Annotated in this window: 20 protein-coding genes; 16 read left to right on the top strand and 4 right to left on the bottom strand. The window is 68.0% G+C overall.

All coding sequences use genetic code 11. The annotated features are described in order from the left end of the window. Positions 1 to 12 precede the first annotated feature (12 nt). From uvrC to tpiA, 7 genes are all read left to right on the top strand, one after another. Positions 13 to 2019: an excinuclease ABC subunit UvrC gene (gene uvrC / locus AB0M22_RS25620; RefSeq protein WP_364731592.1), complete on the top strand. Its 2007-nt coding sequence runs from the start codon at positions 13 to 15 to the stop codon at positions 2017 to 2019. Between the two features lie 175 nt (positions 2020 to 2194). Further along, positions 2195 to 3175, top strand: a complete 981-nt coding sequence (rapZ, locus tag AB0M22_RS25615) for an RNase adapter RapZ (protein ID WP_364731589.1) — start codon at positions 2195 to 2197, stop codon at positions 3173 to 3175. 73 nt (positions 3176 to 3248) lie between these two features. Then, complete coding sequence (gene yvcK, locus AB0M22_RS25610) at positions 3249 to 4295, top strand: uridine diphosphate-N-acetylglucosamine-binding protein YvcK (RefSeq protein WP_364731587.1); 1047 nt, start codon at positions 3249 to 3251, stop codon at positions 4293 to 4295. Continuing rightward, on the top strand, positions 4286 to 5269 hold the full coding sequence (gene whiA / locus AB0M22_RS25605) for a DNA-binding protein WhiA (RefSeq protein WP_040736336.1): 984 nt from the start codon (positions 4286 to 4288) through the stop codon (positions 5267 to 5269). The genes yvcK and whiA overlap by 10 nt, the downstream gene beginning before the upstream one ends. Before the next feature lie 450 nt (positions 5270 to 5719). Then, positions 5720 to 6739: a type I glyceraldehyde-3-phosphate dehydrogenase gene (gap, locus tag AB0M22_RS25600; RefSeq protein WP_364731583.1), complete on the top strand. Its 1020-nt coding sequence runs from the start codon at positions 5720 to 5722 to the stop codon at positions 6737 to 6739. Between the two features lie 4 nt (positions 6740 to 6743). Further along, positions 6744 to 7958: a phosphoglycerate kinase gene (locus AB0M22_RS25595; protein ID WP_364731581.1), complete on the top strand. Its 1215-nt coding sequence runs from the start codon at positions 6744 to 6746 to the stop codon at positions 7956 to 7958. Positions 7959 to 7972: 14 nt separating this feature from the next. Then, the gene (tpiA, locus tag AB0M22_RS25590; protein ID WP_364731578.1) at positions 7973 to 8770 is read left to right on the top strand and encodes a triose-phosphate isomerase; all 798 of its coding nucleotides are present in this window, start codon (positions 7973 to 7975) and stop codon (positions 8768 to 8770) included. 59 nt (positions 8771 to 8829) lie between these two features. Here tpiA and AB0M22_RS25585 read toward each other — a convergent pair whose 3' ends face one another. Then, the gene (locus AB0M22_RS25585; RefSeq protein ID WP_364731576.1) at positions 8830 to 9612 is read right to left on the bottom strand and encodes an META domain-containing protein; all 783 of its coding nucleotides are present in this window, start codon (positions 9610 to 9612) and stop codon (positions 8830 to 8832) included. A gap of 47 nt (positions 9613 to 9659) precedes the next feature. After that, the gene (locus AB0M22_RS25580) at positions 9660 to 11081 is read right to left on the bottom strand and encodes a lipase family protein (protein WP_364731574.1); all 1422 of its coding nucleotides are present in this window, start codon (positions 11079 to 11081) and stop codon (positions 9660 to 9662) included. 171 nt (positions 11082 to 11252) lie between these two features. Between AB0M22_RS25580 and AB0M22_RS25575 the strand changes: the two genes are divergently transcribed. The 5 genes from AB0M22_RS25575 to secG all read left to right on the top strand — a co-directional run bounded on the left by AB0M22_RS25575 (position 11253) and on the right by secG (position 15516). Continuing rightward, positions 11253 to 11882: a TetR/AcrR family transcriptional regulator gene (locus tag AB0M22_RS25575; RefSeq protein WP_364731571.1), complete on the top strand. Its 630-nt coding sequence runs from the start codon at positions 11253 to 11255 to the stop codon at positions 11880 to 11882. A 1-nt stretch (position 11883) separates the two neighbouring features. After that, a complete protein-coding gene (locus AB0M22_RS25570; protein ID WP_364731569.1) occupies positions 11884 to 12411 on the top strand; it encodes a hypothetical protein in 528 nt (175 codons plus the stop codon). Between the two features lie 248 nt (positions 12412 to 12659). Next, on the top strand, positions 12660 to 13616 hold the full coding sequence (locus AB0M22_RS25565; RefSeq protein WP_364731567.1) for an EamA family transporter: 957 nt from the start codon (positions 12660 to 12662) through the stop codon (positions 13614 to 13616). 13 nt (positions 13617 to 13629) lie between these two features. Further along, positions 13630 to 15222: an MFS transporter gene (locus AB0M22_RS25560; RefSeq protein ID WP_364731990.1), complete on the top strand. Its 1593-nt coding sequence runs from the start codon at positions 13630 to 13632 to the stop codon at positions 15220 to 15222. Between the two features lie 60 nt (positions 15223 to 15282). Next, positions 15283 to 15516 carry a preprotein translocase subunit SecG gene (gene secG / locus AB0M22_RS25555; RefSeq protein WP_150408414.1) on the top strand — a complete coding sequence of 78 codons (234 nt, stop codon included), beginning with the start codon at positions 15283 to 15285 and terminating at the stop codon, positions 15514 to 15516. Here secG and AB0M22_RS25550 read toward each other — a convergent pair. Continuing rightward, the gene (locus AB0M22_RS25550) at positions 15503 to 16636 is read right to left on the bottom strand and encodes a YbfB/YjiJ family MFS transporter (RefSeq protein WP_364731565.1); all 1134 of its coding nucleotides are present in this window, start codon (positions 16634 to 16636) and stop codon (positions 15503 to 15505) included. The genes secG and AB0M22_RS25550 overlap by 14 nt on opposite strands. 69 nt (positions 16637 to 16705) lie before the next feature. Here AB0M22_RS25550 and AB0M22_RS25545 point away from each other — a divergent pair, with 69 nt between their 5' ends. After that, a complete protein-coding gene (locus tag AB0M22_RS25545) occupies positions 16706 to 17590 on the top strand; it encodes a LysR family transcriptional regulator (protein WP_364731562.1) in 885 nt (294 codons plus the stop codon). 138 nt (positions 17591 to 17728) lie between these two features. Here AB0M22_RS25545 and AB0M22_RS25540 read toward each other — a convergent pair whose 3' ends face one another. Beyond that, a complete protein-coding gene (locus AB0M22_RS25540; RefSeq protein WP_364731560.1) occupies positions 17729 to 18577 on the bottom strand; it encodes an SDR family NAD(P)-dependent oxidoreductase in 849 nt (282 codons plus the stop codon). Positions 18578 to 18631: 54 nt separating this feature from the next. Here AB0M22_RS25540 and AB0M22_RS25535 point away from each other — a divergent pair, with 54 nt between their 5' ends. From AB0M22_RS25535 to AB0M22_RS25525, 3 genes are read left to right on the top strand one after another with little or no spacing between them, the layout of a single operon-like run. Next, on the top strand, positions 18632 to 19621 hold the full coding sequence (locus AB0M22_RS25535) for an alpha/beta hydrolase (protein ID WP_364731558.1): 990 nt from the start codon (positions 18632 to 18634) through the stop codon (positions 19619 to 19621). 53 nt (positions 19622 to 19674) lie between these two features. Then, entirely contained in the window at positions 19675 to 20058 is a 384-nt protein-coding gene (locus AB0M22_RS25530) for a hypothetical protein (protein ID WP_364731555.1), read from the top strand. 59 nt (positions 20059 to 20117) lie between these two features. Then, positions 20118 to 20720, top strand: coding sequence for a hypothetical protein (locus AB0M22_RS25525; protein WP_364731552.1), 603 nt, complete (start codon positions 20118 to 20120; stop codon positions 20718 to 20720). The last annotated feature ends 1 nt before the right edge of the window (position 20721 follow it).

The following is a 20721-nucleotide window of genomic DNA, read 5'->3' as shown; positions in this document are numbered from 1 at the left end:
TAGGCTTGACGGGTGGCAGATCCAGCGACGTACCGGCCCAAGCCGGGCACGATTCCCGTCGAACCCGGGGTGTACAAGTTCCGGGACGCACATCGGCAGGTCATCTACGTCGGCAAAGCAAAGAGCCTGCGCAGCAGGCTGAACTCGTACTTCGCCGACGTAGCTTCGTTGCATCCGCGCACGCGGCAGATGGTCACCACCGCCGCGAGCGTGGAGTGGACGGTCGTCTCCACCGAGGTGGAGGCGCTACAGCTCGAATACAACTGGATCAAGGAATTCGATCCCCGGTTCAACGTGCGCTACCGCGACGACAAGTCGTACCCGGTGCTCGCGGTGACGTTGAACGAGGAGTTCCCGCGCCTGTTCGTCTACCGCGGCGCGCGCAAGAAGGGCGTGCGCTACTTCGGCCCGTACGCGCACGCCTGGGCGATCCGGGAAACCCTGGATCTGCTGCTGCGCGTGTTCCCCGCGCGCACCTGCTCCAACGGAGTGTTCAAGCGGCACAACCAGATCGGCCGCCCCTGCCTGCTCGGCTACATCGACAAGTGCTCGGCCCCGTGCATCGGCCGGGTCAGCGCCGACGAGCACCGCCAGATCGTCGAGGACTTCTGCGACTTCCTGGCCGGCCGCACCGACCGGATGGTGCGCCAGCTGGAACGCCGCATGCAGGACGCCGCCGAAGACCTGGACTTCGAGAACGCCGCCCGCCTGCGTGACGACGTGCAGGCCTTGCGCCGCGCGCTGGAGAAGCAGGCGGTGGTGCTCGGCACCGGCACCGATGCCGACGTGATCGCCTTCGCCACCGACGAGTTGGAGGCGGCCGTGCAGATCTTCCACGTCCGCGACGGCCGCGTCCGCGGCCAGCGCGGCTGGGTGGTCGACAAATCCGGCGACGCCATCGACGCCCCCGAGGCGGGCAGCGAACTGGCCGTCTTGGTCGAGCAGTTCCTCACCCAGTTCTACGGCGAGCAGGTCGCCGTCGCCGAACTCGGCGAATCCGAGCAGCCCGCCACCGTGGTGCCGCGCGAGGTGCTGGTCCCCGAACTCCCCGCCGACACCGACCAGCTCCAGGAATGGCTGTCCAACCTGCGCGGCTCGGCGGTGCAGCTACGCGTCCCGCAGCGCGGCGACAAGAAGGCCCTCGCCGAGACCGTGCAGCGCAACGCGATGGAGGCGCTGCAACAGCACAAGCTCAAGCGCGCGGGCGACCTCACCTCGAGATCGGCTGCGCTGCAAGCGATTCAGGACGCACTCGAACTCGACAGCGCCCCGCTGCGGATCGAATGTGTGGACATCAGCCACGTGCAGGGCACCGACGTGGTCGCCTCGCTGGTGGTATTCGAGGACGGCCTGGCCCGCAAGTCCGAGTACCGGCACTACACGATCAAGGAGGCGGCCGGCGACGGCCGCTCCGACGACGTCGGCAGCATCCGGGAGGTGACCAGGCGGCGGTTCTACAAGTTGCAGAAGGAACGCGACCTGCTGGCCACCGAGGACCTGGAGGCCGAAACCGCCGACGACACAGCCGATCTCCTGTCCCGCCCCGGCATCGACCCGAACACCGGCCGCCCGCGCAAGTTCGCCTACCCGCCCAACCTCTACGTGGTCGACGGCGGCGCACCCCAGGTCGCGGCCGCCGCCGAGGTGCTCGACGAGCTCGGCATCACCGACGTCGCGGTGATCGGCCTGGCCAAACGCCTCGAAGAGGTGTGGGTGCCGGGGGAGAGCGACCCGGTCATCATGCCGCGCAACAGCGAGGCCCTGTTCCTGCTGCAACGGGTCCGCGACGAGGCGCACCGCTTCGCCATCACCTTCCACCGCAGCAAACGTTCCCGCCGGATGACCGCCTCCGCGCTGGACTCGGTGCCCGGGCTGGGTGCGGCGCGCCGAACCGCATTGGTTACCCATTTCGGTTCGGTCGCGAAGCTGAAGCAGGCCACGGTGGAGGAGATCACCGAGGTCCCCGGCATCGGCCTGGCGACCGCCAAAGCCGTACTCGCTGCCCTGCAAGGAGGCTGAGAAACATCGGAATCATCTGCTTCCCTGCCATCCACCTATATCCTCGGTACCGTTCCATCACATGTTTGTGAACCATCCAGTTGCTCCACGGAAGGTAATCACGCATGTCTGCGCCCGATACCGGGACCGGTGCGGGATGATTCGAGAGGTACCCAAGAGACGGATCCCATAGGACATGACACGCGTCGAATCGAACAACACTGCGGGTAATCCGCGACAGACCGAGGGGCGGGCCGGCCCCTCGAGCGCTGTCGCAGCGGCGAACCCGCAGGTCGAAGTCGTCATCGTGACCGGACTATCCGGCGCGGGCCGCGGCACCGCGGCCCGCGTGCTAGAGGATCTCGGCTGGTACGTGGCCGACAACCTGCCGCCGGAACTGATCGGCCGGATGGTCGAACTGGGCGCCTCCGCCGAGCCGCCGATCCGCAGCCTCGCCCTGGTGATGGACGTGCGCAGCCGGTTCTTCACCGGCGATCTCTCGGTGGTCACCGATCAATTGCGCAAACTCGGCATCGAAACCAGGGTGCTGTTTCTCGAGGCCTCCGACGACGTGCTGATCCGGCGCTTCGGTTTCGCCCGGCGCAGGCATCCGTTGCAGAGCGAGAGCAAGGACGGCACGCTCTCGGCGGGTATCGCCGCCGAACGGATCCGGCTCTCGGCCGTGAAAACCGCGGCGGACCTGGTCATCGACACCACCGAACTGTCCATCCACCAGCTGCACCGCAAGCTGGAGGAGGCCTTCGGCGGCGGCGCGCCGAGCGCGTTGCAGCTGACCGTGCAGTCCTTCGGCTTCAAGCATGGGGTTCCACTCGACGCCGACATGGTGTTGGATGTGCGTTTTCTACCTAATCCACATTGGATACCGGAATTGCGGGAACACACTGGTCAGGAATCAGTGGTGAGCGAGTACGTGTTGTCGCGCCCCGGCGCGGACGATTACCTGCGTACCTGCCACCACCTGGTCGAGCTGACCATGAACGGGTACCGCCAAGAGGGGAAGCGATACATGACGGTGGCAGTGGGCTGCACCGGAGGCAAGCACCGCAGCGTGGCGATCGCCGAGGCGCTCGGCGAACTGCTGAGCGAGGGCACCGGCGTGCCCGAGGGATCCGCCGACGTGGTGCGGGTCGTGCATCGGGATCTGGGGCGCGAATGAGTGAGCGCAGCGAACGAATCATGTCGCAGCGTCCTCCAGGAATGCCGGAGCCGAGCGTTAGCGAGGCGCAGGCATGAGCGGTTGGGAATCCGACCCCGCGATCGTCGCGCTGGGCGGTGGGCACGGCCTATACGCGACGCTGACCGCGATCCGGCGGCTGACCAGGAAGATCACCGCGGTCGTCACGGTCGCCGACGACGGCGGCTCGTCCGGTCGCCTACGCGCCGAACTAGGCGTGCTGCCGCCCGGCGACCTGCGGATGGCGCTGGCCGCGCTGGCCGCGGACTCCGACGGCATCTGGACGCAGACCGTGCAACACCGCTTCGGCGGCACCGGCGCACTCGCCGGCCACTCGGTCGGCAACCTCATCCTGGCCGGGCTGACCGAGGTACTCGGCGACCCGGTTGCCGCGCTCGACGAGCTCGCGAAGATGTTGCGCATCACCGGACGGGTGCTGCCGATGTCGCCCATCGCGCTCGACATCGAAGCGGATGTGGCTGGGCTGGAAGCGGATCCGCGGGTCAGCCGCTGCATTCGCGGCCAGGTCGCCATCGCGACCACGCCCGGCAAGGTCCGGCGCGTGCGGCTGATCCCGTCCGATCCGCCGGCCAGTCAAGCAGCCACCTCGGCCATCGAACACGCCGACGTGGTCGTTCTCGGACCAGGTTCCTGGTTCACCAGCGTCATCCCCCATGTGCTCGTCCCCGAACTACGAGAGGCGCTGGTGTACACCCGAGCCAGAAAAGTTCTGGTGCTGAACCTCGCCGCCGAGCCCGGCGAAACGGCGGGTTTCTCCGCCGAACGGCACCTCCATGTATTGTCCCAGCACGCACCGGAATTCGTGGTCGACGAAGTTTTGGTCGATTCGGGGTCGGTGCCCGAGGGTCGCGAAAGAGAACATGTGGCGAGAGCCGCCGAACAGCTGCGCGCACGGGTAACCTTCTCCGATGTCGCCGAGGCGGGGACGGACCGGCATCACCCCGGAAAGCTTGCCGCCGCACTGGATCAACTGATCCGGCAACCTCGGCCGCAAATGGCAGGGCTTCGAGTCGAGGGACGGCACATGGGTCAGGATGTGCGTTCCGGGTTGGGTGGAAAGGAGCGCGTCTCGTGGCGATGACAGCCGATGTGAAAGACGAGCTGAGCAGGCTCACGGTGTCGCAAGTCAGTTCCCGCAAGGCGGAACTGTCCGCACTGCTGCGCTTTGCGGGCGGCCTGCACATCGTCGGCGGGCGGGTGATCGTCGAGGCCGAGGTGGACATGGGTTCCATCGCCCGCAGACTGCGCCGGGAGATCTTCGAGCTATACGGCTACGGCTCCGATGTGCACGTGCTCGGCGCGGGCGGTCTGCGCAAGACCTCCCGCTACGTGGTGCGCGTGTCCAAAGAGGGCGAGGCGCTGGCCCGGCAGACCGGGCTGCTCGATGTGCGCGGTCGTCCGGTGCGCGGGCTGCCCGCCCAGGTGGTCGGCGGCAGCATCGCGGATGCCGAAGCCGCTTGGCGCGGAGCGTTTCTCGCGCACGGCTCGCTCACCGAGCCGGGTCGTTCGTCCGCGCTGGAGGTCAGCTGCCCGGGCCCGGAGGCGGCGCTCGCGCTCGTCGGCGCGGCCCGCAGGCTGGGCATCACCGCCAAGGCACGCGAGGTGCGCGGCACCGACCGGGTCGTGGTGCGTGACGGCGAGGCGATCGGCGCGCTGCTCACCCGGATGGGTGCGCACGGCACCCGGATCGTCTGGGAGGAGCGCAGGCTGCGCCGCGAGGTGCGGGCCACCGCGAACCGGCTGGCCAACTTCGACGACGCCAACCTGCGCCGCTCGGCCAGGGCCGCGGTCGCCGCGGCCGCCAGGGTGGAGCGCGCGCTGGAGATCCTCAGCGACGACGTGCCCGACCATTTGGCCGCCGCGGGCAAACTGCGCGTGCAGCACCGTCAGGCGTCGCTGGAGGAGCTCGGCCAGCTGGCCGACCCGCCGATGACGAAAGACGCTGTGGCGGGCCGGATTCGGCGCCTGTTGTCGATGGCGGACCGGCGGGCGAAGGAGCTCGGCATCCCCGACACCGAGTCGGCCGTGACCGCCGAACTGCTCGACGAGGCCTGACGGTCCCGCGCCGCCGTCCCAGTGAATGCGGAGACCGAGCAGGGACTTCGGACCTCACCCCGCGGCCCGGCATTCGCCGACCGCGGGGTGATCCGCGCCGGTCTGACGACCCGGCCGCGCATCCGCACTCTTTCTCGGGATCTGCACTGGCTTTAGGGCCCTATTCCGAGTGCGGATCCCGAGGGTGGGTGCGGATCTTCGCTGGCGGGTGTCGATCCGGGCGAAGGGGACGTGTGTCACCCAGGTTGGGTAACCGCATCGGATTGCCAGGGTGATTGACAGCGCTGCGCCGCTGGTAGGCGGTCCGTACTGTGAGGAAACAGACCGGTCGGTGATTGATTTCGCTGGTTACCGTAGTGGTGTGTCCAGGTGCATGTCAGTGCGGTAACAGGCGGGCACTACTGTTACAAGACATCGGAATGATCCGCTTGAAAGCTGAGGAGCGATAACGTGACTGTCCGGGTAGGCATCAACGGCTTCGGTCGTATCGGACGTAACTTCTTCCGGGCGGTGGAGGCGCAGAAGGCGCTGGGCACCACCGACATCGAGATCGTCGCGGTCAACGACCTCACCGACAACGCGACTCTCGCGACCCTGCTCAAGTACGACTCGATCCTCGGCCGCTTGCCGCAGGATGTCTCGCTCGACGGCGACGACACCATCGTGGTCGGTGACCAGCGGCTCAAGGCGCTGGCCATCAAGGAGGGCCCGTCGGCGCTGCCGTGGGGCGACCTGGGTGTGGACGTGGTCGTGGAGTCGACCGGCATCTTCACCGACGCGACCAAGGCCAAGGGCCACCTCGCGTCCGGCGCCAAGAAGGTCATCATCTCCGCACCCGCCAAGGGTGAGGACCTGACCGTGGTCATGGGCGTCAACGACGACAAGTACGACGGCAGCCAGAACATCATCTCCAACGCCTCGTGCACCACCAACTGCCTCGGCCCGCTGGCCAAGGTGCTGCACGACAGCTTCGGCATCGAGCGTGGCCTGATGACCACGATCCACGCGTACACGCAGGATCAGAACCTCCAGGACGCGCCGCACGCCGACCTGCGTCGCGCCCGCGCCGCCGCGCTGAACATCGTGCCCACCGGCACCGGCGCCGCGAAGGCCATCGGCCTGGTGCTCCCCGAGTTGCAGGGCAAGTTGGACGGCTACGCGCTGCGCGTGCCGGTCCCGACGGGCTCGGTCACCGACCTCACGGTCAAGCTGGCCAAGTCGGCCTCGATCGACGAGATCAACGCCGCCTACCAGGCCGCCGCCGCGGGTGCGCTGAAGGGCTACCTCAAGTACAACGTGGACCCGATCGTGTCCAGCGACATCGTCACCGACCCGCACTCCTGCATCTACGACGCGCCGCTGACCAAGGTCATCGACGATCAGGTGAAGGTCGTCGGCTGGTACGACAACGAGTGGGGCTACTCGAACCGTCTCGCCGACCTCATCGGCCTCGTCGGCAAGTCGCTCTGAGGCCATGACAGTCAAAACTCTCGACGATCTGCTCAGCGAGGGTGTCGAAGGTCGGGGCGTGCTCGTGCGCTCCGACCTGAACGTCCCCCTCGACGACAACGGCCAGATCACCGATCCCGGTCGGATCATCGCGTCCGTGCCGACCATCAAGGCGCTGGCCGAGGCCGGCGCCAAGGTGATCGTCACCGCGCATCTCGGCCGGCCGAAAGGCGAGCGGGACGCCAAGCTTTCGCTGGCTCCGGTCGCCGCGAAGCTCGCCGAGGAACTGGGCCGCAACGTCCAGCTCGCCGGTGACGTGGTCGGCGGGGACGCGCTCGCGCGCTCCGAGGGGCTGACCGACGGCGATGTGCTCCTGCTGGAGAACATCCGCTTCGATCCGCGCGAGACCAGCAAAGACGACGCGCAGCGGGCCAAGCTGGCCGCCGCGCTGGTCGAGCTGGTCGGCGACGACGGCGCGTTCGTGTCCGACGGCTTCGGTGTGGTGCACCGCAAGCAGGCGTCGGTGTACGACGTGGCGCAGCTGCTGCCGCATTACGCGGGCCAGCTGGTCGCGGCCGAGGTCGACGTGCTGGCCAAGCTGACCACCGACACCGAGCGGCCGTACGCGGTCGTGCTCGGCGGGTCGAAGGTCTCCGACAAGCTCGCGGTCATCGAGGCGCTCGCGCCGAAGGTGGACACGCTGGTCATCGGTGGCGGCATGTGCTTCACCTTCCTTGCCGCACAGGGCCTTTCGGTGGGTACCTCGCTGTTGCAGGAAGAGATGATCGACACCTGCAAGGACCTGCTCGACCGGTACGCGGACGTCATCCACCTGCCCCGCGACATCGTGGTGGCGAACAAGTTCGCCGCCGACGCGGACTCGAAGGTCGTTCCGGCGCACGAGATTCCGGACGGCTGGATGGGTCTGGACATCGGGCCCGAGTCGACCTCCCGGTTCGCCGCGCTGCTGACCGAGGCGAAGACGGTGTTCTGGAACGGCCCGATGGGCGTGTTCGAGTTCGAGAGCTTCGCGGCGGGCACCAAGGGCGTGGCCGAGGCCATCGTCGTCGCGACCGGCAAGGGCGCGTTCACCGTCGTCGGCGGCGGCGACTCCGCGGCGGCCGTGCGTGCGCTCGGGCTGCCCGACGACGGTTTCTCGCACATCTCCACCGGCGGCGGCGCGTCGCTGGAATACCTGGAGGGCAAGGAACTTCCGGGCATCGCAGTGCTGGAAGATTGAGGAGTGCTACGGCTGTGACAAAGTCTTTCGCCAGGAAGCCGCTCATCGCGGGCAACTGGAAGCTCAACCTCAACCACCTCGAGGCGATCGCGCTGGTGCAGAAGATCGCGTTCGCGTTGCCGGAGAAGTACTTCGCCAAGGTAGATGTCTCGGTGCTGCCGCCGTTCACCGACCTGCGCAGCGTGCAGACGCTGGTGGAGGGCGACAAGCTGCTGCTCACCTATGGGGCGCAGGATATTTCGGCGCACGACTCGGGTGCCTACACCGGCGAGATCAGCGGCGCGATGCTGGCCAAGCTGGGCTGCACCTTCGTCGCGGTCGGGCACTCCGAGCGCAGGCAGTACCACCACGAGGACGACGCCATCGTGCTGGCCAAGGCCAAGCAGGCGTTGAAGTATGGGATCACGCCGATCGTCTGCATCGGTGAGGGCCTGAACGTGCGCGAGGCGAAGACACACGTCGAGTACAACCTCGAGCAGCTGCGTGGTTCGCTGAAAGGCCTGACGGCGGAGGAGATCTCGAAGGTCGTCATCGCCTACGAGCCGGTCTGGGCGATCGGCACCGGCAAGGTCGCCACCCCCGCGGACGCGCAGGAAGTGTGCGGCGCGATCCGTGCGGAGCTGGCAAAGCTGGCCACGCCGGAGATCGCCGCGGGCGTGCGCGTGCTCTACGGCGGCTCGGTCAACGCCAAGAACGTCGGCGAGTTGGTCGGGCAGACCGACATCGACGGCGCGCTGGTCGGCGGTGCTTCGCTGAAGGGTGACGAGTTCGCCACCCTGTCCGCGATCGCCGCCGGCGGTCCACTGCCGTAACCGTTTTCACGAAAAGAGCCGGGCATCCAACAGATGCCCGGCTCTTTCTCGTTGCGGGTCTACTCCGCGCGCAGGGTGAGGCCGTTGCCGTTCGCGTTGCGCAGGGTGAGGGTGTTCGCGTCGACGGTCGCGGTTGTCTTGCCGTCCAACGCTTTCAGCACCGACTGCTCGACGTCCATCACCTCGACCGGGCAGAGCATCTTCGTGGTGGCGATCTGGAAGGTGAGCTCGGCGTCGGAACCCGTTGCGCGGCCGGTCATCCGGTTGCAGCCGGCGGTGCCGGTGACGCTGCCGTCGTCGGCGATGGTGAGCGTGGGTTTCACCTCATCGATGGTCTGCGAACGGATTTGGGCGTCTGTGGTGATCAGGGCGGTGACGATCCAGGTGGTGCCCTTGATCGGCTTGTCCGGCACTGCGACCTTCTTGTCCAGCAGGGTGACGGTCAGGTTGTCGGACTTCAAGGTCAGCTTCGCGCCGTCGAGCTGCCAGCTGGGGTCGGAGTTCAGCAGGCCGTTGAGCCATTCGTCCGCGCCCTGCCGATCGCCCGTACAGCCCATCAGGGTGCTGGCCAGGCCGGACACGCGCAGCTTGTGGTCGTCGAGGGTGACCGCGCCCGAATAGGAGTTACAGCCCGCGTCCGCGGCGATCCGGTCGTCCTTGAAGGTGAGGGTCAGCGGGCCGCCGCCGGGGATCGGCGTGCCCTCGACCCCGGTCGATAGGAAGGTGTGGCCGGCCAGGTCGGGCGTGGTCGAGGGGGACTTCGAGTCGCCGCTCGAGCAGGCGCTGACCGCGAGCAGGGCCAGCAGGGCGACCGGGCCGAACCGCACGAAATTAGCCGACATGACGCGATGGTACCGACGTCGTGCGGTCCGGCCGGGTTTTCGGCAGGTCAGACCGGCATGCCGAGCGCAGAGGCGAGAACCCCGCCGAGGGTGTTGACGACGGCGCCGAACGCGCCCGGATCGAGGATCTGCAACGGCACGTCGCGGTTGCTGCATCCCTCCGGCGCGGGGACGCCGTTGAGCCGATCGTTGAGCCACAGCACGGCCGAACCCGCGCCCGAGACGGCGGCGATGCCGTGCTCGCTGATCAGTTCCCGGGTGTAGAACACCTTGGCGCTCGGGTCTTTGCAGTAGGTGTCGTAGACCTTGTTGAGCGCGTTGACCGGCATCACCTCGTCCAGCGGCGCCTCGTAGAAGTACATCGGCGAGATCGGCGTGCCGCGGCGGCCGAGGCTGATTTCCTCGAGCATGGGTTGCAGTTCGGGCGCGCTGAGCGGATCGCCGCCGGGGTAGTCGAACAGTCCCTTGATGTTCACGAACGGGAACCCCGCGAATTGCAGTGCGACGCATTGTCCTTCGTGCACCACGCGGATGGCTTTGCCGAGCGGGTTCATGTACCGGTCGACGAATTGGTTCAGCTCCGGGTATTCCCTTGCCACGCCGAACAATCCGCCGAGCACCGCACCGCCGAAGGTGGAGGTGGCGTTGTTGTAATCGATCGCCGCGCGGATGTCGGCCATCACGCCGCCGGCCGCGGTGCCGACCAGGTTCAGCTCCGGTGCGTACGCGCGTTGCAGTTCGGCGGCGTGCGCGGTCGGGATGGCGCCGCCCGAGTAGCCCCACAGCGCGGTGCGCGTCGCCGCACCCGGCAGCCCGGCCGGTTCGAAGTTCTGGGCCGCGCGAATCGCGTCCAAGGTGATCCGGCCGCCGAGCGGGCCGGTCGCGTAGGCTGCGTTCGGTCCCTGATGGTCGGGCACCACGACCGCGTGCCCGAGCTGCAACATGGCCTGGACCTCGAGGAACTCGGCGCCGATCACCGGGTTGGTCGGGTTGGGCAGCGAGCCCATTTGCAGCACATAGGACGGCGCGCAGTTCACCGACAGCGAGTCCTCGGCGAACTGGAACGAGACCAGGCTGCGGTCGGGCGTCGGCGACGGGCGGTACGGCACGATGACCGTGGCGACCGCGGGGATCGCCTCGCCGCGCGTGTTGGTGCTGCGATACGACAACTGCCAGGCCCGCACGTTGAGCGGGATCAGGAAGAAGTTCGCGAGATTGACCTGGCGTGCGCCGAGGATCTCACCGGGCTGGGCCGCGGCGATCCTGGCCGGATCGGGGTTGTAGAAGCCCGGATCCAGATACGGCGGGGCCGGGGGAAGCGGAAACGGCAGCGGCGGTGCGACCGGCACCGGATCCGCGTGCGCCATGCCGATCACCATGGGGCTCATCGCCATGGTCAAACCGGCGGTCAGAGCCAGGCAAGTGTGCGCGACCATCCTCTTGGTGCCCGCGGCAGTGCCCATCTTCATTCGGAACTCCTCGACCTTTACGCAACGCTGCGCGCCACGGCTCTCGGGCAAAAAGAGAGCAATTGTTTCCTAACTGGCGCGTCGACTGTAGAGTGCGCTCTGTCGCTGTGTCAACGATCACGCTGACCCGATGACCGCCCGTGCGGGACCGGGCGGGCAGGATGGGTAATCATGACCGGGAGCGCCGAAACATCGCGTCCACGGCGGACGCAGCAGGAACGCCGCGCGGCCACCGTCGCCAAGCTGATCGATGCGACGATCGCCGCGATCGGTGAGGTCGGGTATCAGCGCACCACCGTGCAGGAGATCTGCGGTCGCGCCGGATTGTCCGTCGGGGCGATGTTCCGGCAGTTCGACAGCCGGCTCGACCTGATCGTGCGGACCGCCGAGGCGATCGTCACGCGGCAGCTGGCCGCGTTCAGCGTGGTGATGGAACATCTTGGGGATCAAGCGAGTCCGCTCGATACGGCGTTGCGGTTCTTGCAGGCGGCGCAGCAGGACAACACCACGCATGCGTTGCGGGAGATCTATCTGGCGGCCCGGTCGGATGCGGAGTTGCGGGTGCGGATCGCACCTACCGTCGAGAACTACTACGACGAGATCGTCGCCGCGGTGGATCGCACCGGGGTGCTGAGCCAGTTCCCGCAGCGGCTGCGTGAGCCGATTTTCTTCATGGCGCTGCACGTATTCTCCGGTCAGGCGGTCGTTCGCGGCGTATATCAGCGGCCCGAGCTGGATGAAGAGGTGCTGAAGCTGGTCGGGGACATGCTGCGGAGCTATGCCGAGTCGGTCGACGAATAAGGTGCGGTTGTGGACGCTCCAGGCGCCCGAGGTGGTTGCCGCGGTGCGGGCGAGTGGTCGCTACCGCGCCGACTGGGATCTGGTGTCCTCGAACTTTCGGCCGACGTTCCGGGCGATGACGGACGAAATGGCAAGGCGCGGAATCGATTGCGGGGATGCGCCGCCGGTCTGGTGCTGGCCGGGGCGCGGACTTCGCCGGACACCGGTCCGGCGCACCGCGAATGCGCTTCTCGGAGAACATGAATGGGCGCACGGGCGGTGGTTGCTGAAACTCCGGGTGCCGGAGGCGGTTACGCTTTCGACGTCGTACTCGGCGTGGAACGACCACCTCGCCTACACCCTCGGCGACCCGTACGGCACGGCCGAGATGGACTGGTCCGGTCGGCTGCACACCGACTGGGACGAACGGCAGGTGACGATCCCCGAGCTGCGTGCCGAATGGATCGTGCGCGCCCGGCCCTATCCACCTGATGCCGAGACAGCCGCCAGGATCGCGGCAGATCCACTGTTGCGCGGGCCCGAGCAATAAACCCGGGCGACAAGTCCTGCGGCCAGACGTTAGGCTCGGCCGCGTGCACCGATTCTTTCCGATTTCCCCGCCGCTCGCCTCCTGAGCGAGGTGTAGGCGTACTTCCGCATTCGCTCCGGTCAGCGGTCTGACGACCGCCTGCGTCCGGTAGCGCCCCTTCAGCGTATCTGCGCTGCGGTTCTTCGGCATTCGATGTGCACCTCGCTTCCGCGACCCCATCCCTCTCTGTCGCAGGAGCGCAATCCTTCATGTCCATATCTCTGTCCACGGCCGGTCGTTCCGGGCTGGTCTACCTCGTCGGCGCCGGAATGCTCTGGGGGACCGGCGGTTTGCTCGGCACCCTGCTCGGCCGTGCCACCGGGCTGTCACCTATCGCGGTGGCCACCTGCCGGCTCGCCGTCGGCGGCTTGCTGCTCGTCGCCCTGCTCGCGGCGACCCGGCGGCCTTGGCCGCGAAACCTGGTGGCCTGGCGCAGGATCGGCGCGGTGGCCGTCCTCGCCGCCACCTTCCAGGCGTGCTATTTCGGCGCGGTGGCCGCGTCGTCGGTCAGCATCGCCACGTTGATCACCATCGGCGCGTCACCGGTCGTGGTCGCGCTGCTGGAGCAGTTCACCGGCCGCCGCGCCGTCGATCGCAGACGAGCGGCGACCATCGGCCTCGCACTCTCCGGCCTGGCCCTACTGGTCGGCGTCCCCGCCGATGATGTCGGCTCCACCGGCCTACTCGCCGGCGCCGCGCTCGCCGTCGCGGCCGCGGCCGCCTTCGCCACGGTCACCGTCATCAGCTCCCGGCCGATCGAGGGCCTCGACCCGATGACCACCACGGGCCTCGGATTCACCGGCGGCGCAGCCCTACTCACTCCATTGGCCCTCACCACCGGCATCACTTTCACCCCGACCCCCGGCAACCTCGCCCTCCTCGCCGCCCTCGGCCTGATCCCCACCGCGATCGCCTACTCCCTCTACTTCCGCGGCCTTCCCGACGCAGGCCCCGGCACCGCCGCCATCCTCGCCCTCCTCGAACCCCTCACCGGCGCGCTCCTCGCCACCATCGTCCTGGGCGAACGCCTGACTCGCTTGGGCCTGCTCGGCGCTGCGCTGCTCACCGTGGCGCTCATCCTGACCAGCAACCAGCGCTCGACTCCAGCGGGTGGCTTGCGACACTCCTCGACTGCCCTGGATCGCCGGGGAGGTGGGCCAGCCTAAGCTTCAGTGAGTGATCACTGCTCCGAACGCCGCTGTCTCGACCTGGGCTCCGTTGCGGTCGCCGGTGTATCGCGCGTTGTGGATCGCGCAGCTGGTCTCGAACCTCGGTACCTGGATGCAGACGGTCGGCGCGCAGTGGGTGCTGGTCGACGAGCCGAATGCGGCGGTGCTGGTCTCGTTCGTACAGACCGCGATCACGCTGCCGGTGATGCTGCTCGCTATCCCGTCCGGGGTGATCGCGGATCTGGTCGATCGGCGCAGGTTGCTGCTCGGGGCGCAGTCGACGATGGCGGTGCTGGCCGCGGTGCTGGCGGTGTCGACGGCGACCGGGCACACCACGCCGGCGGTCTTGCTCATCCTGCTGTTCCTGATCGGCTGCGGGCAGGCGCTCACCGGGCCGGCCTGGCAGGCGATTCAGCCGGAACTGGTGCCGCGCGAACAGATTCCGTCGGCGGCCGCGCTCGGCAGCATGAGCATCAATATCGGGCGCGCGGTGGGACCCGCGATCGCCGGCGTGCTCGTCTCGCTGTCCGGCCCGACGTTCGTGTTCGTGCTCAACGCGGTGTCGTTCGGTGGCATCGTCGCGGTGCTCGCCCTGTGGCGCAGGCCCGCGACGGATCGGCAGCTACCGAGCGAACGTCCGTTGGCGGCGTTGCAGGCCGGGACCAGGTTCATCAAAGCGGCCCCCGCGATCCGGCGGGTGCTGCTGCGCTCGATCCTGTTCATCGCCCCGGCCAGCGCGGTGTGGGCGTTGCTTCCGGTGATAGCGCGCGACGAACTCGGGCTGTCCTCCTCCGGCTACGGCCTGATGCTGGCCGCGCTCGGCATCGGCGCGGTGCTCGGCGCCGTCGGCCTGTCCCGTCTGCGCACCCTGATGACGCCCACGCAGCGCTTGAGCCTGGCCGCCGTCCTGTTCGGGCTCGCGTCCGCGACCACGGCGCTGGTGCACATCGTGCCCATCGTGCTGGTGCTGCTGGTCTTCGCCGGCTTCGCCTGGCTGCTGGCCATGTCCACGATGAACTCGACCATGCAGCTGCTGCTGCCCGCCTGGGTGCGTGCGCGCGGGCTGTCGGTGTATCTGCTGGTGTTCATGGGCGGGCAGGCGATCGGCTCGCTGGTCTGGGGTGTGGTCGCGGGGGCGATGGGTCCGGTGTTCGCGCTGCTGACCGCGGCGGTGCTGCTCGCGCTCTGCGCGGTGAGCACGGTGTGGCTGCCGATCGGGCACAACGCGGAGAACCTGGACCAGACGCCGTCGGCATATTGGCCGGAACCGCAGCTCGTGGTCGAACCCGAACCTGCCGACGGACCGGTCATGGTGCTGCGCACCTACGACGTCCCGCCGGAGAACGTGGACGAGTTCATGGCCGCGATGGCGTTCGTCGGCCGATCCCGGCAGCGAACTGGGGCGATGGAGTGGCGACTGTATCGCGACGTCGGCGTGCTCGACCGCTACGTGGAGGCGTTCGTGGTCCGCTCCTGGGCCGAACACATGCATCAACACCAGGTCAGGCTCACGGCGCAGGACCAGATCCGCGAGCAGGAGGCGTCGAAATACACCATCGGCGACGACCAGATCACCCACCTGGTCGCGATTCTGCCTGCTTAGGATCGGCGTTGCCGAGTGCCTGATTCGGTGGGATCGGATCGTCCGCATACACTGTCCGGCATGCGGATGTTCCTCGATATCCTCCTGATCATCGCCAGCGTGCTGCTGGTGCTGCTGGTGCTGCTGCACCGCGCCAAGGGTGGAGGTCTGTCCAGCCTGTTCGGCGGCGGTGTGCAGTCCAGCCTCTCTGGCTCGACCGTTGTGGAGAAAAACCTCGACCGAATCACTGTCTTCACCGGCCTGGTATGGGTCATCGCCATCATCGGCATCGGCTTGGAGATCAAGTTCGCCTGATCAGGCGCGTCACCACACCGGCCGCGATCGTCGAACCCGCCAGCACGACGGCGGCGATGACGAACGCGGCCGGATAGCTGTCGCCGATCACCGGCGCCACCACCAACGGACCGAGCATCTGCCCCGCGCCATAGACGGCGGTCAGTGGTGCCGCCGCGTTGCCGTCCGACAGCTCGCCGCCGATCCGAATCGCCAGCATCACGATGCCGAGGAAGGTCGCGCCGAACAGCGCCGCCGACAGCACGGCAGGCCACACCGCGGTGCTTAGCGCGGGCAGTATGGCCGAAACACACTGCGCCACCAGCGCGATCGGCATGGCGACCGCCGGGCTCCAGCGGCGTGCGGCAATGCCCCACAGCACGGTGGCCGGTACCGCGGCCGCGCCGACCACCACCCAGATCCACGCGCCGACCACCTGCCCGCGCTGATCGCTGATCGCCGCCACCAGGAACGTGCCGATCACGATGTACCCGAGGCCCTCCAGAAAATAGGAGACCAGCAGCGCCCGCCACGCCCCCTTCGACCGGATCGTGGCCTTGCCCGCACGGCGACCGGGCTGGATATCGAGCCGCCACGCGGGCAGCAGCAACACCACGGTCAGCACCGCCGAGACCAGCCACATGCTCTGCCAACCCAGGAACGGCCGCACGGTCAGCACCAGCAACCCGGTCAGCGCGATCCCGAAACCGACTCCGCTGATGGCGATTCCGGCCGCCTCCCGGCTGCTGCCGTGCCTGGCGGCCACCCCGGCGCACGCGACGAAGATGACCGCGCTGGTGACACCGGCGACAAGGCGAAGTGCCGCAGGAACAATCGTGGGTGCGGGTACCGCCATCAACAGTTCGCTGATGATCAGCAGTGCGGCGGAGAGCCGAAAGATGTTGCGGGTGTTCAGTTCCGGCCAGCGAGTGAGCAGGATGGCGCCGAGCAGATAACCGGCGTAGTTGGCGGTCGCGATCACCGCGCCGTCGTTGGCGTCGATCTGGTGCGCGTCCACCATGATCGGCAGCAGCGGCGTGTAGACGAACCGGCCGACGCCCATCGCGGCGGCCAATCCGGCGGCGGCCGCGAAAGCCGGTGCGAGACTGCTGCGCGGAGCTCGAGCGAGAGTAGCGGTCACTTCAGCGACCGTACGGTCCATTTTCCGGTCTGGGAAATGCTTTCTATGCACCGTATATACGCTGGATGCATGGATGAGGCAGCGCGGCCGGACGGAGTGCCCACACCGGCCGGCGGATCGGCGAACATCGAGCTGCGGCACCTGCGCGCGTACGTCGCGTTGTGCGAGGAGGCGAACTACACCCGGGCCGCCGTCCGCCTGCACCTGAGCCAACCCGCGCTGACCAGGACGATCCAGCAGTTGGAACGCCAGATCGAGTGCCGGCTCATCGAACGCACCTCCCGGCGTTTCGAATTGACCGACGAGGGTGCCGAACTGCTGGCGCACGCCAGGCGAATCCTCGCCGACGTCGACACGGTCACCGCGCAGCTCCGCTCGCGTGCCACCATCGAGGTCGGCTTCGCCTGGCTGCTGCCCACCACCTGGCACACGGCCACCCGCCGCCGCTACGAGGCCCTCGGCGGCCGCATCACCCTGCACCGCATCGACGACCCGCTCGCGGCGCTCGACACCCGCGCCATCGATATCGCCATATACCGCAGGGAAACTCGGCTACCGAGCCACCTCGAATCCCGCCGGATCGCGACCGAGCAGCGCGTGCTCGCCGTCGCCGCCCACTCACCGCTGGCGGAAGCGACCGGCCTGCGCTGGGCCGATCTCGCCGCATATCCACTGGTGGTGAACGTGGTCTCCGGCACAACCCACGCCGACTCGTGGGAACACGCCGACCCGAACCGGCCGATCATCACCTGCCGCAACTTCGACGAGTGGATCGAACTGGTCGCGGCGAACCGCGGCATCGGCGGAGCCCCCGCCTTGGCCCGCACCCGCGCACCGCACCCCGGCGTCGTCTACCTGAACATCCCGGACGCCCCACCGTCCCACGTCTACCTGGCCTGGCGAGCCAAACCCGAACCCTCCCGCGCAGTCCAACGCTTCCTCGGCGTCGCCTGACTTCGCCCCACAGCCCCTTGACGTCGAAATCCGCACCCTTACTCGGGACCTGCACCGACTTTCGGGCTCTATTCCGGGTGCAAATCCCGAATGCGGGTGCAGATTTTATCGACAGGTGCCGTGGCAACTCCGAGGGTGTCAGTCGGGGCGGGGGATGCGGCCGTCGAGGTCGGTGAAGCCGTAGGCGTCGGCGAGATCGGCTACCCGCCAGGGCGATCCGGTGCGGGAGCGGCGGTCGGGGTCGGTGGCGAGGGCGACGACCGCGCGGCCGGGGAAGCGGGGTGTTTCGGCCTGGGCGAGGTCGAAGGTGCCTTCGCCGGGCAGGGTGACCAGGCGCTGGCCCTGCGCGTCGGCCGGAACCAGTTGCAGCAGTTCGGTATCCACGATGCCGGGCCAGAGCGAGACGACGGTGACCTCGGTGTCGGCCAGGTTGTGCGCCATGTCGGCGGTGAGGCGGTCCAAGGCGGTTTTCGCGACGCCGTACACCGCGTTGTGCATGTACCGGATCGCGCCGGGGGAGGAGATGTTGACGATCAGTCCCTCCGACTCGATCAGCAGCGGCGTCGCGAAAGCGCTTGCCACGTAATGCGATCGGACGCCGATATCGAACGTCTCGTCCCAGGCTTTCGGCGGTACCTCCCAGAACGGCTTACCGAGCCAGCGGGCGGCGGCGGGGGAGTTGTAGACGTTGTTCACCAGCACATCGAGGTGCCCGTGCTCGTCGCGGATCTGCTGGAACAGCCGCTGCACCGCGTCGTCGTCGCGATGATCGCAGACGAACGGAACGCCGACTCCGCCCGCCGCGTCGATCGCGGCGGCGGTCTCCCCGACCGTGCCGGGCAGTCGCCCAGGCGTATCCGAGCGTCCGGTGACGTACACCGTCGCCCCCGCCGCACCGAGTTCCAGGGCAATGCCCTTGCCGATCCCGCGACTCGCGCCGGTGACCACCGCGATCTTGCCGGTCAGTGGGTTAGGTATTCCGCTCACGACTTCAGCACACTACCGTGAAACGAGAACACGTTCTAGGTTTTGGAGGCCGCAGTGGAGTTGACGCATCGGTTCGTGACGACCAACGGCGTCCGGATGCACGTCGCCGAGCAGGGCGAGGGGCATCCGGTGATCTTCTGCCACGGCTTCCCGCACACCTGGTTCATCTGGCACAACCAGCTGGAGTCGGTCGCGGCGGCGGGCTACCGCGCCATCGCTCCGGACCTGCGTGGCTACGGGCAGACCGACCTGCCCGCGGACGTCGACTCGTACACGAACGAGGCCGTGATCGGCGACCTGCTCGCCCTGCTCGACGACATCGGCGCCGAGCAAGCGGTCTTCGTCGGCTTGGACTTCGGCGCAGCCCTGGTGTGGGAGTTGGCCTTACGCGCACCCGAACGGGTGAGCGGCGTCATCGTCCTGAACAACCCGTTCGCCCCCCGTCCGCCGCGCTCGCCGTCGCAACTGTGGGCCAAGGCCGCCGCGCGACACTTCCTGCACCTGCACTACTTTCAGACCCCCGGCGTAGCCGATGCCGAACTCGCCGCTCGCCCAAGGGAATTCCTCCAGCGCGTCTACTACTCGCTCAGCGCCGACTACCACTACCTCGATACCTGGCAGTTCCCGGCGGAAGGCACCGGCTACCTCGACGTGCTGCCGGAGGCCCCGCCGCTGCCCTGGCGCTGGCTGACCGAGCGCGAATTCGACACCCTGGCCCAGGATTTCGAACGCACCGGCTTCACCGGCGGCCTGAACTGGTATCGCGCCCTCGACCGCAACTGGGAACTCACCGCCGACTACGCCGACGCCTCCGTCACCGTCCCCGCCTACTTCATGTACGGCGACCACGACCCGGACATGGAGGGCTTCAGCGGCCGCGACCCCCTCACCACCCTGCGCAACCACGTCCCCGACCTCCGCGCGGTCACCAAGATCGCCGACGCCGGCCACCTCGTCCAACTGGAACGAGCCACCGAGGTCAACACCCTCCTCGCCACCCACCTCCGCGAACTCGTCCCCAACCCCTCCGACGTCCCGGCCTAGCCGCGACTGCCGGAGGCGTGCGCGTTGGTCGTCGACGTCCGTAAAGTCGGCGCATGGCACTGCAATTCGACGTCCAGCCCGCCCCGCCGTTGCACCTGACGCCGAGCTGCACGATCTATACCGGAATCGTGCGGCTCGCCATCACCGGCAGGTTCACCCGGTCGCTTCGCGCGCCGGCCGACGAGTTCGCCTTCTTTCTGCCCGGTGTTCCGCCGCTGCTCGACGGCGCGCCCGAACCTCAGTTGTGGGCCGAAGCGTTCGTCGTGAGCACCAAGTCCGCTCCGGCGGGCGGGTTTCCGGCCGGTGTGGACTATGTGCGCGCGACCTACCTGACCGATCCGCGCGCCGGCGTCGGCCGATGGCTGCATCTCGGCGGCGCGGCATACATCGAGAAGGGAATCAGTCTCGGCTACCGGGTCACCGCGCAGACCGGCTAGCGTCAAACGCCTTCCGTCGGTGCGCCGTTCATGTCGGTGGGTGTCGCTAATGTTCGCTCATGAGTTACAGCCTGAGCGTTTACGTCGTCGAACTGGATAGGGTCAGGGCCGCGATCGGCTCGCGGGACGACAAGCTCCGGCGCATGATCGGCGGCCGGTTCAAGGCGCAGCTGGCGCACGCCGACGACTGGTTCGCCGAGGAGATCGCCAACGGCGCGCCCGCCCGGTACGACGCGGTGCGCGCGGTGATCGACGGCGGCCCGTTCGATCGGGGCTACGGCTTCCAATACGCCTATGCGTACCAAACGATCTGCCAGTTCTACGGCAGGTTCCTGGACAACCGCTACTTCTCCCCGTTCCGCGGCAGCTGGCTGGAACAGGTCGACGAGGGCCTGGCCGAGCTCGGCATCAAAGCGATCAGCCTCGCCGATTTCGTCTACCATGCGCTGCCCGCCGCCCTGCCCGAGCCGGAAGAGCTACCCGGCTACGGCGAATGGACCCCGGAGCAATGCGCCGAAGCCCTGGTGCAATGGGAATCGACGACCCCGAAGCAGCGCGAGGAGGTCGACCACGAGGTGCTCGCGGCGATCGAATCGTGCATGGAGTGGATCCGCGAGGCCCAGGCCCGGCCGGGCTGGGGGATCGCAGGCTTCTTCGTCTGAC

It is taken from the genome of Nocardia sp. NPDC051756 (genome assembly GCF_040681495.1).
Taxonomy (GTDB): domain Bacteria; phylum Actinomycetota; class Actinomycetes; order Mycobacteriales; family Mycobacteriaceae; genus Nocardia.
Note: the sequence above shows the minus strand (reverse complement) of the source record. Positions and strands in the feature narration are given on the sequence as shown.

Excerpts from the sequence above, each read along its gene's own strand:
- AB0M22_RS25580 (WP_364731574.1), bottom strand. The coding sequence starts at position 11,081 with ATGAAGATGGGCACTGCCGCGGGCACCAAGAGGATGGTCGCGCACACT.
- AB0M22_RS25565 (WP_364731567.1), top strand. The coding sequence starts at position 12,660 with ATGTCCATATCTCTGTCCACGGCCGGTCGTTCCGGGCTGGTCTACCTC.
- AB0M22_RS25585 (WP_364731576.1), bottom strand. The coding sequence starts at position 9,612 with ATGTCGGCTAATTTCGTGCGGTTCGGCCCGGTCGCCCTGCTGGCCCTG.
- AB0M22_RS25595 (WP_364731581.1), top strand. The coding sequence starts at position 6,744 with ATGACAGTCAAAACTCTCGACGATCTGCTCAGCGAGGGTGTCGAAGGT.
- AB0M22_RS25530 (WP_364731555.1), top strand. The coding sequence starts at position 19,675 with ATGGCACTGCAATTCGACGTCCAGCCCGCCCCGCCGTTGCACCTGACG.
- AB0M22_RS25575 (WP_364731571.1), top strand. The coding sequence starts at position 11,253 with ATGACCGGGAGCGCCGAAACATCGCGTCCACGGCGGACGCAGCAGGAA.
- AB0M22_RS25545 (WP_364731562.1), top strand. The coding sequence starts at position 16,706 with ATGGATGAGGCAGCGCGGCCGGACGGAGTGCCCACACCGGCCGGCGGA.
- secG (WP_150408414.1), top strand. The coding sequence starts at position 15,283 with ATGCGGATGTTCCTCGATATCCTCCTGATCATCGCCAGCGTGCTGCTG.
- yvcK (WP_364731587.1), top strand. The coding sequence starts at position 3,249 with ATGAGCGGTTGGGAATCCGACCCCGCGATCGTCGCGCTGGGCGGTGGG.
- AB0M22_RS25525 (WP_364731552.1), top strand. The coding sequence starts at position 20,118 with ATGAGTTACAGCCTGAGCGTTTACGTCGTCGAACTGGATAGGGTCAGG.
- rapZ (WP_364731589.1), top strand. The coding sequence starts at position 2,195 with ATGACACGCGTCGAATCGAACAACACTGCGGGTAATCCGCGACAGACC.